The sequence below is a fragment of the Rhizobium sp. R339 genome, from assembly GCF_002211395.1.
Lineage (GTDB): Bacteria > Pseudomonadota > Alphaproteobacteria > Rhizobiales > Rhizobiaceae > Rhizobium.
Genome location: NZ_LOKV01000028.1, coordinates 123,985 through 138,051, shown reverse-complemented (window position 1 = coordinate 138,051; position 14,067 = coordinate 123,985). Strand labels below are relative to the sequence as shown.

13 protein-coding genes are annotated in these 14,067 nt (G+C 62.8%); 7 read left to right on the top strand and 6 right to left on the bottom strand.

The genetic code is table 11. From position 1 onward, the window contains the following. Window positions 1–67 precede the first annotated feature (67 nt). Window positions 68–2,014, top strand: coding sequence for a methyl-accepting chemotaxis protein (locus tag ATY76_RS31140; protein ID WP_088678483.1), 1,947 nt, complete (start codon window positions 68–70; stop codon window positions 2,012–2,014). Between the two features lie 91 nt (window positions 2,015–2,105). On the opposite strand, the gene dxs is transcribed toward ATY76_RS31140, so the two are convergent. From dxs to ATY76_RS31115, 5 genes are all read right to left on the bottom strand, one after another. After that, on the bottom strand, window positions 2,106–4,022 hold the full coding sequence (dxs, locus tag ATY76_RS31135; protein ID WP_088678482.1) for a 1-deoxy-D-xylulose-5-phosphate synthase: 1,917 nt from the start codon (window positions 4,020–4,022) through the stop codon (window positions 2,106–2,108). A gap of 164 nt (window positions 4,023–4,186) precedes the next feature. Then, window positions 4,187–5,110 carry a pirin family protein gene (locus ATY76_RS31130; protein WP_088678481.1) on the bottom strand — a complete coding sequence of 308 codons (924 nt, stop codon included), beginning with the start codon at window positions 5,108–5,110 and terminating at the stop codon, window positions 4,187–4,189. A gap of 75 nt (window positions 5,111–5,185) precedes the next feature. Further along, a complete protein-coding gene (locus ATY76_RS31125) occupies window positions 5,186–5,953 on the bottom strand; it encodes an SDR family oxidoreductase (RefSeq protein ID WP_088678480.1) in 768 nt (255 codons plus the stop codon). A gap of 88 nt (window positions 5,954–6,041) precedes the next feature. Beyond that, window positions 6,042–6,293, bottom strand: coding sequence for an exodeoxyribonuclease VII small subunit (locus ATY76_RS31120; protein WP_003545921.1), 252 nt, complete (start codon window positions 6,291–6,293; stop codon window positions 6,042–6,044). A 2-nt stretch (window positions 6,294–6,295) separates the two neighbouring features. Then, window positions 6,296–7,231: a histone deacetylase family protein gene (locus ATY76_RS31115; protein ID WP_088678479.1), complete on the bottom strand. Its 936-nt coding sequence runs from the start codon at window positions 7,229–7,231 to the stop codon at window positions 6,296–6,298. A gap of 187 nt (window positions 7,232–7,418) precedes the next feature. On the opposite strand from ATY76_RS31115, the gene ATY76_RS31110 reads away from it, so the two are divergent. The 3 genes from ATY76_RS31110 (at window position 7,419) to ATY76_RS31100 (ending at window position 8,777) form a co-directional block, all read left to right on the top strand. Further along, the gene (locus ATY76_RS31110; protein ID WP_088678478.1) at window positions 7,419–7,820 is read left to right on the top strand and encodes a thioesterase; all 402 of its coding nucleotides are present in this window, start codon (window positions 7,419–7,421) and stop codon (window positions 7,818–7,820) included. Between the two features lie 162 nt (window positions 7,821–7,982). After that, the gene (locus ATY76_RS31105) at window positions 7,983–8,297 is read left to right on the top strand and encodes an EthD family reductase (RefSeq protein ID WP_088678477.1); all 315 of its coding nucleotides are present in this window, start codon (window positions 7,983–7,985) and stop codon (window positions 8,295–8,297) included. Between the two features lie 57 nt (window positions 8,298–8,354). Beyond that, the gene (locus ATY76_RS31100) at window positions 8,355–8,777 is read left to right on the top strand and encodes a hypothetical protein (RefSeq protein ID WP_141105065.1); all 423 of its coding nucleotides are present in this window, start codon (window positions 8,355–8,357) and stop codon (window positions 8,775–8,777) included. 98 nt (window positions 8,778–8,875) lie between these two features. Here ATY76_RS31100 and ATY76_RS31095 read toward each other — a convergent pair whose 3' ends face one another. Then, on the bottom strand, window positions 8,876–9,526 hold the full coding sequence (locus ATY76_RS31095; protein ID WP_088678475.1) for a GntR family transcriptional regulator: 651 nt from the start codon (window positions 9,524–9,526) through the stop codon (window positions 8,876–8,878). A 162-nt stretch (window positions 9,527–9,688) separates the two neighbouring features. On the opposite strand from ATY76_RS31095, the gene ATY76_RS31090 reads away from it, so the two are divergent. From ATY76_RS31090 to ATY76_RS31080, 3 genes are all read left to right on the top strand, one after another. After that, window positions 9,689–11,113, top strand: a complete 1,425-nt coding sequence (locus tag ATY76_RS31090; RefSeq protein ID WP_088678474.1) for a malonyl-CoA decarboxylase — start codon at window positions 9,689–9,691, stop codon at window positions 11,111–11,113. Continuing rightward, the gene (locus ATY76_RS31085; protein ID WP_088678473.1) at window positions 11,110–12,624 is read left to right on the top strand and encodes a malonyl-CoA synthase; all 1,515 of its coding nucleotides are present in this window, start codon (window positions 11,110–11,112) and stop codon (window positions 12,622–12,624) included. Before ATY76_RS31090 ends, ATY76_RS31085 begins: the two co-directional genes overlap by 4 nt. A gap of 93 nt (window positions 12,625–12,717) precedes the next feature. After that, complete coding sequence (locus ATY76_RS31080) at window positions 12,718–14,067, top strand: SLC13 family permease (RefSeq protein WP_088678472.1); 1,350 nt, start codon at window positions 12,718–12,720, stop codon at window positions 14,065–14,067.

The window sequence follows — 14,067 nt, the reverse complement described above, 5'->3', positions numbered from 1 at the left end:
CCTTGCAGTTGCGCGTTTCGCGCGACCCCGGCTCTCGTCGCGTCGACTCGTCAGGAGAGATTCATCGATGTCCGCTAAAAACATATCCTTGAACGGCAAGCTTGCGGCCACGTTCGCAGCCCTCATCCTCATTTTCATGTCCATCTCGGTCTTCGTCTATTCCAAGGCGACGGCGTCCGCGGCCGCTTCCGCCGAGCAGGAAAAGTCCGAGCTGCTCGTCAATCAGATCGATGATGCGCTGCAGGCGATGCTCGAGCAGGCGGTCAATCTGCGCGGTTTCATTCTCTTCCGCAGCGACAGCACCTATGGCGACGTCTTCGCCAACCGCGAGCGTATGCTGAAGGCGATTGCCGCTGCCAAGCAGACGGCCGCCGGCGAGCCGCAGCTGGTCGAGATGATCGACGGCATGCAGAAGGCCGCCGACCTCTATTTCCATGAGCTTGCCGAGCCGCAGACCAAGGCGCGCAAGGAGACCGACATGCCGATCGAAGAGGTCGTCAAGATCGGCGTCAACGCCACCAAGGGTCAGCTCGATGGCTTCCGTCAGGCCTCGGCCAAGATCAAGGCCACCGCACGTCAGAAGGCTGAAGAACTGGCTGCGATCGGCGCCGATGCCAACAGCGTTCTGAAGACGACGCTGATTGCCGGCGGCATCGTCGCTTCGCTTGCCGCCGCCGTTCTCGCCTGGCTGATGTCGCGCACCATCGTCCGCCCGATCGTCGGCATGACCGCCGCCATGGATCGCCTTGCGGGCGGCCAGAACGACATCGAGGTTCCGGCCACGGACCGCGGCGACGAAGTCGGCCGCATGGCCCAGTCGGTGCTGGTCTTCAAGCAGGCCGCGATCGAGAAGCTGCGCCTTTCCGGCGAGACCGACCGCATGCGCGACGAAGCCGAGCGCCAGCGTCGGGCAACCGACGAACAGAAGGCGCGCGAGGAAGGCGAGCTCCGCTTTGCCATCGATGCTCTGGCAAGCGGCCTTGCCGGCCTTGCCGAGGGCGATGTCGCAGCACGTATCCAGACGCCGTTTGCATCGCAATACGACACGCTGCGGAACGACTTCAACCACGCCGTCGAAAAGCTGCAGGCGGCTCTCCAGTCGGTCGGCCACAATGCTTCGGCGATCAATGCCGGCGCCGGCGAGATCCGCTCGGCCGCCGACGATCTTGCCCACCGCACCGAACAGCAGGCTGCTGCCGTCGAAGAGACCGCCGCAGCGCTCGAACAAGTGACGACGACGGTTCGCGATAGCGCCAAGCGCGCCGAGGACGTCGGCAATCTCGTCGAGCGCACCCGCCTCGGCGCCGAAAAATCAGGCGAAGTCGTCCGCAAGGCTGTCTCCGCCATGGAGCAGATCGAGAAGTCCTCGGGTGAAATCTCCAACATTATCGGCGTCATCGACGACATCGCCTTCCAGACCAACCTGCTCGCTCTCAATGCAGGCGTCGAAGCGGCGCGCGCCGGCGACGCCGGCAAGGGCTTTGCCGTCGTTGCCCAGGAAGTGCGCGAGCTCGCTCAGCGCTCGGCCAATGCCGCCAAGGAGATCAAGGCGCTGATCACCAATTCCGGCACCCATGTCCAGACCGGCGTTTCGCTGGTCGGTGAAACCGGCAGGGCGCTGGAAGCGATCGTCGCCGAAGTGCAGGAGATCAACCACCACGTCAACGCGATCGTCACCGCCACGCGCGAACAGTCAATCGGGCTGCAGGAGATCAACACTGCCGTCAACAATATGGACCAGGGCACGCAGCAGAATGCCGCGATGGTCGAAGAGCAGACAGCGGCAAGCCATGCGCTCGCCCAGGAAGCAAGCGCTCTGGACCAACTGCTGCATCAGTTCAAGCTCGGCCAGGTGAGATCTGATACCGCCGCACCGCGCGCCGCCGTCGCCAGCACGGCGTCCCGCCCGGTCGCCTCTCCGGCCCGTGCGCTCGCCGGCAAGATCACGAAGGCCTCCGGCGGCAGGCAGGCAACCGCGGCAGCCACCGTCCAGGAAGACTGGACGGAGTTCTGATAGGGCGCTCTTTCTCGGAAAGGGACGTCAAACGAAGAGGGCGGCGCAGTGGATGCGCCGCCCTTTTTCATGATGATATGGCAGCCAAGATCTACCCGGCCACCCCAACCGCAACGCCGCGCCCCAGCGCCCGGAACACCGTCGAAACGATGCCGGCGCGGTCGAGCCCGGCATGGGCGTTCATCGCTTCGGGCTTTGCCTGCTCCATCCAGATATCGGGCATGACGAGCGAACGTATCTTCAGCCCGTTGTCGAGCAGGCCTTCGCTTGAGAGATACTGCATCACCTGGCTGCCGAAGCCGCCGACCGAGCCTTCCTCGACGGTGATCAGCATCTCGTGGTGGCGGGCAAGCTGGCGGATCAGGTCGTGGTCGAGCGGTTTGGCGAAGCGGGCGTCGGCGACCGTCGTTGAAAGGCCGGCCGCATCGAGATCCTCGGCGGCAAGCAGACAGTCGGCAAGCCGGGTGCCGAAGGAGAGCAGCGCCACTTTCGCGCCTTCCTTGACGATACGGCCCTTGCCGATCTGCAGGATTTCGCCGCGAACCGGCATCTCGACGCCGACACCTTCGCCGCGGGGATAACGGAACGAGATCGGGCCGGCGTCATAGGCCGCGGCGGTGCGCACCATGTGCTTGAGTTCGGCCTCGTCGGCTGCCGCCATCACCACGAAGCCGGGCAGGGTGGCAAGGAAGGCGGTGTCGAAGGAGCCGGCATGGGTCGGCCCGTCGGCGCCGACGAAACCGGCGCGGTCGATCGGGAAACGCACCGGCAGGCCCTGGATCGCCACGTCGTGGACGACCTGATCATAGGCGCGCTGCAGGAAGGTGGAATAGAGCGCGGCGAACGGCTTGTAGCCTTCCGCCGCAAGCCCGGCGGCGAAGGTCACGGCATGCTGCTCGGCGATGCCGACATCGAAGCAGCGCGACGGGAAGGCTTCGGCGAGTTTGTCGAGGCCGGTACCATTCGGCATGGCGGCGGTGATGCCGACGATCTTGTCGTCGAGTGTGGCTTCCTGCACCAGCGCTTCGGCAAAGACGCTCGTATAGCTCGGCGCATTCGGCTTCACCCGCGCTTGCGCGCCGGTGATGACGTCGAACTTGTTGACGCCGTGATATTTGTCGGCTGCCGCCTCCGCCGGCGGATAGCCCTTGCCCTTCTGCGTGACCACATGGATCAGCACCGGCCCGCGCCCGTTGTCGCGCACGTTGCGCAGCACCGGCAGCAGATGGTCGAAGGAATGACCGTCGATCGGCCCGATATGATAGAAGCCCATCTCCTCGAACATCGTACCGCCCGTAACGTAGCCGCGGGCATGTTCGACGGCGCGGGTAATCGCCCGGTCGATATTCTTGCCGAGATAGGCCGTCAGCTTCTTGCCGAAGTCGCGGAAGCCCATATAGGTGCGCCCGGAGGCGAGGCGGGCGAGATAGGCGCTCATCGCGCCCGTCGGCGGCGCGATCGACATGTCGTTGTCATTGAGGATGACGATGAGGCGGGCGTCGAGCGCGCCGGCATTGTTCAGCGCCTCATAGGCCATGCCGGCCGACATGGCCCCGTCGCCGATGACGGCTATGACGCGCCGGTCGGTCTTGTCGAGATCGGCGGCGATCGCCATGCCGAGACCGGCCGAGATCGAGGTCGAGGAATGCGCCGCCCCGAAGGGGTCATAGTCGCTCTCCGCCCGGCGGGTGAAGCCGGACAGCCCGTTTTCCTGGCGCAGCGTCCGGATGCGGTCGCGCCGGCCGGTGAGGATCTTGTGCGGATAGCATTGGTGGCCGACATCGAAGATCAGTCGATCGTTCGGCGTGTCGAAGACGCTGTGGATGGCGATTGTCAGCTCGACCACGCCGAGGCCGGCGCCAAGATGGCCGCCGGTGCGCGACACGGCATCGATCATTTCGTCCCGAACCTCGCGCGCAAGCTGCGGCAGGTCGCGATCCTCGAGCTTGCGCAGGTCTGCGGGGTAGGTGACCTGGTCGAGCAGGGGGGTCTTCGGCAGTTGTGTCACGGGCGGGCGCTCTTTCTTGCTTTTCCTTGTCTCGCTTTATTCGATTAGAATGCGGCAAAACAAGTGCATTTCAGGAACCGAAGGTTTGACCTTAGAGCATGATATCGAAAAGTGTGAGCGGTTTTCGAAGGATATCCTGCTCTATTTCTTCTAATCCTTGTGGTTCAGCTTTCCGGCAAAGGCACGAATTCCTCTTCGTCGCCGGGGACGATATCGAAGCGGCCTGTGCGCCACTCCTCCTTGGCTTTTTCGATGCGCTCCTTCGAGGAAGAGACGAAATTCCACCAGATGTAGCGCTTCGAATTCAGCGCCGCGCCGCCGAAGAGCATCAGGTGACAGCCCTCGCTGCCGGCTTCGAGCGTAATCGGATCGCCGGGCCGGAAGACCAGCAACTGGTTGGCGGCGAAACGGTCGCCCGCGATCACCACCTCGCCCGAGAGTACGTAGACGGCACGCTCCTCATGGCCTGCGCCGAAGGGAAAGTTGGCGCGCGGCTCCAGATTGAGATCGACATAGAGCGTATCGGAAAAGGTGCCGACCGGCGACGTCATGCCTTCGAACGAACCGATGACCACCCGGCCGCGCACGCCTGATGTTTCGATCAGCGGCATGTCGGTCTTTTCCGTATGGGCGAAGGAGGGATCGATCTCCTCCTTGTCGTCGGGCAGCGCCAGCCAGGTCTGCAGCCCCGACATCAGCAGCGGATGGCCGCGCAGATTTTCGGGCGTGCGTTCGGAATGCACGATGCCGCGTCCCGCCGTCATCAGGTTGATGTCACCGGGGCGGATAACCTTTTCGGTGCCGAGGCTGTCGCGATGGCGGATCTCGCCGTCGAAGAGATAGGTGACCGTCGACAGCCCGATATGCGGATGCGGCTTGACGTCGAGCGCCTCGTTCGGCTTCAGGATCGCCGGCCCCATGCGATCGAAGAAGATGAACGGCCCGACCAGCCGGCGCTGCCGCGTGGGCAGCGCGCGCCGCACCTGGAAGCCGCCGATATCGCTGGTGCGCGGAATGATCAGGTTCTCGATCGCATCACAGGCGAAGGCATCGCCGGGCAGGGGATCTTTGCCTGGAAAGAAGGACATGTCGGATCTCCGATCTCAGAAACATCCGCGATAGATAGGGACTGGAGCGCGGCGCGTCCAATGGAACATGTCCGCTCAGATCGCGGTGAAGCCGTTGTCAACGAAGAGATGGGCGCCGTTGACGAAGTTGGACTCGTCGCTGGCGAGATAGAGCGCGGCCCGAGCCACATCTTCCGGCTCGCCGATCCGCCCCTGCTGGGCAGCGATCGCGGCATCCGAGACATCGACGCCGAGCGCCTGCAGGTCGGCCACCTCGCGCAAGCCGTGCGGCGTGCGAATGAAGCCGGGGCAGACGGCGTTGCAGCGGATATTGCGGTCGCGGAATTCCACCGCAATCGCACGGGCAAACATATGCACGGCGCCTTTCGTTGTGTCGTAAAGCACTTCCATCGGGGTCGCGGCGACGGCGGAGATCGACGAGGTGCAGACGATCGAACCGCCCCCGGCCGCAATCATCTTCGGCAGCACCGCCTTGGTCATCAGGAACATCGAGCGCACATTGACGGCGTGCAGCCAGTCCCATTCCTGAAGCGTCGTTTCTAGGAAGGGTTTGATGACGATGGTGCCGGCATGGTTGAAGAGCACGGTGACGGCGCCATAACGTTCCTCGACGCCGGCGACAGCGGCATTGACGGCCGTTTCATCCGAGACATCGGCGGTCCAGTGGTCGGCCTCACCGCCGGCATCGCGGATTGCCTTGACGGTTTCGGCCGCCGCCTGGCCATTGCGGTCGATGATCGCGACACGCGCGCCTTCCGCCGCAAACAGCTTCGAGGCCGCGCCGCCCATGCCTGTGGCGCCGCCTGAGATAATGGCGACCTTGCCGTTCAATCTGTCCGTCATCTGTCCGTCCCCTCATGGTTCTTGAAGGGGATCATAGATCGGCCGCAAGCCGATCGCCAAGCGCCTTCGAAAGGCTGCTTCGATGCGCTCAGGCCCCGTCCAGCGGCTCGACGCCCTGTGGCTTGCCGGCACGATCGAGCCGGATCTTCTCGATGCGGTTTTCGGCGGCCGAGAGCAGAGTCTCGCAATGTTTCTTCAGTGCTTCGCCGCGCTCATAGATCTCGATCGATTCATCAAGCGCCACGTCGCCGCGTTCCAGCCGTGCGACGATGCTTTCGAGTTCGGCGACCGCCTTTTCGAAGGAAAGGCCTGATACTTCAGGCTTGGCGCTGTCAGTCATTCTCAACCCTTCATCATTCTCAGAATATGCATGCCCGCCGATTCGGCGAGCCCTTCCAGATCATAGCCGCCTTCGAGCAGGCTGACGACCCGGTTCTGCGCATGCCTGTCCGCCAGTTCGAGAATGCGCCCGGTCGCCCAGTCGAAATCCTCGCCGGTCAGGTTGATCTGCGCCAGCGGATCGCGGTGATGCGCGTCGAACCCGGCCGAGATGATGATGAGATCCGGCCGGAAATCGGCAAGTGCGGGCAGCACGCGCGATTTGAACGCCTCGCGGAAATGATCGCTGCCGACATTCGGCGAAAGCGGCGCGTTGACGATGGTGTTGTGCTTGCCCTTCTCCTCCTTGGCGCCGGTGCCGGGATAGAGCGGCATCTGATGCGTCGAGCAGAACAGAACGGAAGGGTCGTCCCAGAAGATATCCTGCGTGCCATTGCCGTGATGCACGTCCCAGTCGACGATGGCGACGCGCTCGGCGCCATGCGCCTTCTGTGCATGGCGGGCGGCGATCGCCGCATTGTTGAAGAAGCAGAAACCCATCGCCGTCGTCTTTTCGGCATGGTGTCCGGGCGGCCGGGCGGCGACGAAGACATTGTCGGCCCGGCCCAGAAAGACGTCGTCGACCGCCGCCATCGCGCCGCCGATGCCGGTCAGCGCTGCCTGCAGGCTTTTTTGGCTGGCGTAGGTATCGGCTTCGAGCTGGTTGATCCGATCTTCCTCGTCGGGGATCTCCCGCATGACCGCGGCAAGATGTTCTTCCGGATGCGCAAGCAGCACCGCATCCTCGCTCGCCTGCGGCGCCTGCCGGCGCTCCAACCGGGCGAAATTCGGATGTTCCAGCGCCACATTGATGGCTCGGATCCGATCCGACCGCTCCGGATGGCCGGAAGGCGTCACATGTTCCAGGAAGATCGGGTGTTCATAAAGACGGGTGCTCATGGAGACACTCTATCGGCCGCTTGTGTCATGTTCCACAGCAGATGGGGCATCGCCTGATGATTTCAACAAGCGCTCCGCCGCACCATCTCGCCGGCGGCAGCATTATAAATTCCTGTCATCTCAGCCGTTTACTTCGAAAAACCACGTGCTACTGTCGTTAACGGGGAATTTGCAGGCAGAGCTGTTGATGAGTCAGTCGAAACGCCCGGGTGTGACGGAAATACATGTGCCGTTTCGCGATGTCGATATGACCGGCCGGATGTTCCTGGCCTCCTATATTTCCTATGCCGAATCCGTCATTGCCAGCTTCTGGTCGGCTCGGCCCGAGGTCGAGGACGAACCGGTCTATAACGCCAGCAAGATTACCTGCGTTCTCCACCGCCCGCTGCATTACGACGAGCCGGCCCTTTTTACCGCCGCCGTCGACAAGATCGGCGTGCGTTCAATCGGCTTCCTCGTTTCGATCGACACCGGCGAGGAGCGCGCCGCCGAGGTGGAAATCATCTGGCAGGCCCGCAGCGGCGAGGATCAGCAGCCGGCCTCGCTGCCGGAGGAAACGCGCGATTGGCTTTATCGGTTCTTGGATTAGGGCACGCACTTCCGTGCCGTCGCCACCGGCTTCGAAAAGTACAGCGAAAACTACCGTGCTCTCGTCAAACTCGCTTCAGCCAAAATCCGGATGCGCTTTGCGACTCCGTGAGCTATGAAGGCCCTCGGACGCTCGGAGCGGCGTTCAGGCAGGAGCCCGACCATGATCAAGATGAGCGTCTACTATCCGGCCGATGGCGGCTCGAAGTTCGATCACGACTACTACCGCACCCGCCATATGCCACTGATCCAGGAACGGCTCGGCGATGCCTGCCTGCGCTACGAGATCGAGAAGGGCCTTGCGGGCCGCGAACCTGGAAGCGCGCCGGCGTTCGTCGCGGCGTGTCACGTCTACTCATCGACCCTGGAGATATTCCAGGAGGCGCTCGGTCCCCACCGCGCGGAGATCGCCGCGGACGTCGCCAACTATACCGACATCGCGCCCATCGTGCAGATCAGCGAAGTTGTTGGAGGGTAGGGGCTTCGGCGCGTCAGGCGTAGCCGTTGAACTTTCCGGGATTAGAGGAGCCGTTCGGTGACGCGACGTTCAATGCTCGCTACCGCCCTGTTGCTTGTGTCGGTCAGCGCTGCTTGGAGCGGCGATGAGCCTCCTTGTCCCTATCAAGGTCCTCTTTTCTTCAACGGCGAGGGTTATGTCAGTACGCGCTTCATAAGCGCAGTCGCACCGCTAGGTGACGGTTCTCCGATCTATGCTGGTGCCAAGCCGGGGGGCGGAAAGGTCCTCGCAGTGCTGCACTCAGAGCCAGGTCCGGGAGTTCGTGCCGTTTACGTCGTTCCGAATGAGGAAATCGTGGTAGCGGTGATCGCGCCGAAGCGCACTGGTCTTATAGGATGGAAAGGCTGGATCAGATTTACGGTCGTGACCGAAGGCTTTCCTGATGGGAACGAGGTTTCCCGGACGTTTTCAGGCGTGATCCCAAAAATCGAAGACAAGTGAGCCGGGGTTGCTTCAGCTCCGATCTCTCAAAGCGATGAGCTAGATATCCGGGCAGAGCCGAATAAAGGATCGTGCAGCGATCGGTCACCGCCTGCCACTCATCTCGCCGCCATGCTTGCGACCAGATCGCTGAACCTTTCTCCCTGAATGCCGACATGGGTTCGCAACAGGCGGCGGGCTTCGTCTCCGTCTCCGGCAAAGATCGCATCGACGATGGCGCAATGTTCCGAGAAGGATGTCGACAGACGGTTGCGGACGCGCAGCTGCAGACGGCGATAGGGGCGCAGGCGTCGATGCAACTGCACGCACTGCTCCTGCAGGAAGTCGCTGCGGCTCGCGGCGTAGATGGCCTTATGAAATTCCTCATTGTCGTAATAATAGGCATCGCTGTCGCCGGCGCCGGCGGATTGCTCGCAGCGGCTGTGGCTGGCAGTGATCGCGTCCCGGGAGGCCTTGTCCAGCCGGCGGGCGGCGAGCGATCCCGCCAGGCCTTCGAGCTCGGCCATGACCTCAAACATCTCGTAAATGCGGTGCGGGCCCGGATCGATCACGACGGCGCCCCGGCGCGGACGAATCTCGATCAGTCCGATCGCGTCGAGCTGCATCAGCGCCTCGCGCACCGGTGTTCTCGATACGCCGAAGCGAGTGGCAAGCACGGTTTCATCGAGCCGTTCGCCGGGGGCGAACTCATAGGAAAGTATTGCATTTTCAATCTCATCCCGTAGCCACCGGCCGACACTTTCGGACATTTCTCGCGCTTCCTTCATACATGACAGCCATTCTTGTATACACAAATGTTGACTTCGTGTACGAAGAGTGACAATGTACATACTACAGATGAAGTCTTGCGATGGAAAGCAGTGCTCAAGGTGCCTGTAATGCGGACGCCTTTTGGAAGAGAGGAGAATGGCATGCCCGAAGCTTCTTTCTTCACCGACATGCTGCAAAGCATTACGGATCATGGGCGCCAGCTTCTGTTTTCCGGCTCGCGCAATACGCAGGCCGCCGCCAAGGCCGATCTTCGGACCCTTTCTGAAATGCTATTGTCGAGCCGGGGCGAAGCATCCGGCATCGCCCTTGCAGCCGAGATTCTCGATCGCTGGGGCGCGCTCGATGATGAGGGCGCGCAGAATTTTTTCCATACGCTTCACGAAAGCTTCGGGCCCGACACGGTGAGGCTCGACCAGGCAATGGAAAACTACCGCACGGACAAAAGCTCCGCTGCGGTCATCGCACTCCATCAGGCGGCGGAACCGCGGCGGCAGGAGCTGCTGCGCCGGTTGAATCACGCGCCGAACGGCACCGCCAGGCTCGTGCGGATGCGTCAGCAGCTGCTTGCCTCCAAGGACCGGTCCGACGTCTTTCACGCGCTGGACGCCGACTTCACGCATCTGTTCGGCTCGTGGTTCAATCGCGGCTTTCTGACTCTGCGGCCGATCGACTGGTCGACGCCGGCATACATTCTCGAAAAGATCATCCAATACGAGGCCGTGCACGAGATTGCCGGCTGGGAGGAATTGCGCCGTCGCTTAGCGCCGGCCGACCGTCGATGCTTTGCCTTTTTCCACCCGCGGCTGGCCGATGAGCCGCTCGTCTTCGTTGAAGTGGCGCTCACCCGCTCCGTGCCGAAGGCGATCGCGGATGTGCTCGACGAAGGGCGGGAGCAGATCAACGCCGACGAGGCGACGACGGCCGTCTTTTATTCGATCTCCAACTGCCAGGATGGCTTACGCGGCATCTCCTTCGGCAATTTCCTGATTAAGCAGGTCGTGGAAGATCTGCGCAAGGACCTGCCGGGCCTCAAGAATTTCGTCACGCTATCGCCCGTCCCGGGTTTTGCCCGCTGGCTTGCCAAGGTGCGCGCCGCGAGCGGCGATCAGTCTCTATCCGAAGCGGCCCTGAAAACGCTGACCTTGCTCGACGATCCGAACTGGCCCGACAACGAGAGCGGCGCGGCCGATGTGGAGCGCGTGCTGCTGCCGCTTGCGGCCCGCTACTTCCTCACCGAACGCACGCCGGAGGGCCGCCCGGTCGATCCCGTCGCCCGCTTCCATCTCGGCAATGGGGCCCGGCTCGAAAGGGTGAATTTTCTCGGCGACCGCTCGCCGAAGGCGATGCAGCAGGCGCATGGTCTGATGGTCAATTATCTCTACAAGCTGGATGACATCGTCGCCAACCACGAGGCCCTGGCGCAGCGCGGCGAAGTGATCGCCTCGCCTGCGGTCAAGAACCTGCTCAGCCAGAGCGATGAAGGCCGCCGCGGCGGCAATGGCCAGCAAGGCTCTCGCGCCTTTGCGCAACTGATGAATTCCACGCTTGGAGGAGGGCGAAAGTGAGCAACCATCTTTTCGACGCCATGCGGGCCGCCGCACCCGGTGATGCGCCGTTCATGCGGACCGGCAGCGGGGAAACATGGACCTATGACGACGCCTTCGCTCTTTCCGGCCGTATTGCCGGCGCGATGGACACGCTCGGCATCCGCCCCGGCGACCGGGTTGCGGTGCAGGTGGAAAAGAGCGCCGAGGCATTGATCCTTTATCTCGCTTGCCTTCGAAGCGGCGCCGTCTACCTGCCGCTCAACACCGCCTATACGCTGGCCGAGCTCGATTACTTCATCGGCGACGCGGAGCCGCGGCTGGTGGTCGTTGCCTCGGCCGCCCGCGAAGGCGTGGAGAAAATCGCCAGGCCGCGCGGCGCGATCATCGAAACGCTCGATGCCGACGGCAGCGGCTCCCTGCTCGATTTGGCGCGCGACGAGCCGGCCGACTTTGTCGACGCCTCACGCTCCGCCGACGTTCTGGCCGCGATCCTCTACACCTCGGGAACGACGGGACGCTCGAAGGGGGCGATGCTCACTCATGGGAACCTGCTCTCGAACGCCCTGACCTTGCGGGACTACTGGCGCGTCACCGCCAACGACCGGCTGATCCACGCCTTGCCGATCTTCCATACGCATGGGCTGTTCGTCGCCACCAACGTCACGCTGCTTGCCGGCGCCTCGATGTTCCTGCTGTCGAAATTCGACGCCGACGAGGTCGTTTCACTGATGCCGCAGGCAACGATGCTGATGGGCGTGCCGACCTTCTATGTGCGCCTCCTGCAAAGCCCGCGCTTCGGCAAGGAGGCGGCAGCCAACATCCGCCTGTTTATCTCAGGTTCGGCGCCGCTGCTCGCAGAAACGCATACCGAGTTCGAGGCCCGGACTGGCCACGCGATCCTCGAGCGTTACGGCATGACGGAAACCAACATGAATACCTCCAATCCCTATGCGGGCAAACGCATTGCCGGAACGGTCGGCTTCCCCTTGCCTGACGTGACGGTGCGCGTCACCGATCCCGCCACGGGCGTGGTGCTGCCCGCCGAACAGACCGGCATGATCGAGATCAAGGGACCGAATGTCTTCAAGGGCTATTGGCGCATGCCGGAAAAAACCGCGGCCGAATTCACCGCCGACGGGTTCTTCATCAGCGGCGATCTCGGCAAGATCGACAGCGACGGCTATGTGCATATTGTCGGCCGCGGCAAGGATCTGGTGATCTCGGGCGGCTACAACATCTATCCGAAAGAGGTCGAGAGCGAGATCGACCAGATCGAGGGCGTGGTCGAGAGCGCCGTGATCGGCGTGCCGCATCCCGATTTTGGAGAAGGCGTGACGGCCGTCGTGGTGTGCAAGCCCGGCGCCGGCCTGGATGAAAAGACCATTGTCAGCGCCCTCCAGGATCGTCTCGCGCGCTACAAACAGCCCAAACGCATCATCTTCGCCGAGGACCTGCCGCGCAACACGATGGGCAAGGTCCAGAAGAACATCCTGCGGCAGCAATACGCCGATCTTTACACCGGGACGTAGGACGGCCGCCCTCTGGGAGGAGGCGCGTCGGTATCCGCATCAATATTTGCAAACAGCAACCACGGCGCTGGAGGCGTCGGAGGGAGGGGAATCATGGGTATTGAAATACTGGCCATCGGCCTGCTGGTCGCTATGTTCGTCGTTGCGACGATCCAGCCGATCAACATGGGCGCGCTCGCTTTCGCCGGCGCCTTCGTGCTCGGCTCCATGACCATCGGCATGAAAACCACCGATATTTTCGCGGGCTTTCCGAGCGATCTGTTCCTGACGCTCGTCGCCGTCACCTACCTCTTCGCCATCGCGCAGATCAACGGAACCATCGACTGGCTGGTCGAATGCGCCGTCCGCCTAGTGCGCGGACGCATAGGCTTGATCCCCTGGGTGATGTTCCTCGTCGCCGCCGTCATTACCGGTTTCGGTGCTCTTGGGCCTGCCGCCGTCGCCATTCTCGCGCCCGTCGCCTTGAGCTTTGCCATCCAGTACCGCATTCACCCCGTCATGATGGGCCTGATGGTGATCCACGGCGCGCAGGCGGGCGGCTTTTCGCCGATCAGCATCTATGGCGGCATCACCAACCAGATCGTTGCCAAGGCCGGCCTGCCTTTCGCGCCGACCTCCCTGTTTCTCTCCAGCTTCTTCTTCAACCTGGCGATCGCAGTGCTGGTCTTCTTCGTTTTCGGCGGTGCAAAGGTCATGAAGCAAGTACCCGCATCATCCCTTGGCCCCTTGCCCGAACTGCATCCCGAGGGCGTGTCGGCCTCGATCAGAGGTCACGGCGGCACGCCGGCAAAGCCCATCCGGGAACATGCCTACGGCACGGCGGCCGATACCGCCGCGACGCTGCGTCTGAACAATGAGAGGATTACCACCCTGATCGGCCTGACGGCGCTCGGCATCGGCGCCCTGGTTTTCAAGTTCAATGTCGGCCTCGTCGCGATGACCGTGGCCGTCGCCCTGGCGCTACTGTCCCCGAAAACGCAGAAGGCGGCAATCGACAAGGTCAGCTGGTCGACCGTGCTGCTGATATCAGGCATCATCACCTATGTCGGCGTCATGGAGAAGGCCGGTACCGTCGATTACGTGGCGAACGGTATATCCAGCCTCGGCATGCCGCTGCTGGTGGCGCTCCTGCTCTGCTTTACCGGCGCCATCGTCTCGGCCTTTGCATCCTCGACCGCGCTGCTCGGCGCGATCATTCCGCTCGCCGTCCCGTTCCTCATGCAGGGCCATGTCAGCGCCATCGGCGTCGTCGCCGCCATCGCGATCTCGACAACGATCGTCGACACCAGCCCGTTCTCCACCAATGGTGCGCTGGTGGTCGCCAACGCGCCGGATGACCGGCGCGAGCAGGTCCTCAAGCAGCTGCTGGTCTACAGCGCGCTGATTGCCATCATCGGCCCGATCGTCGCCTGGCTGGTGTTCGTCGTGCCGGGGTTGGTTTGA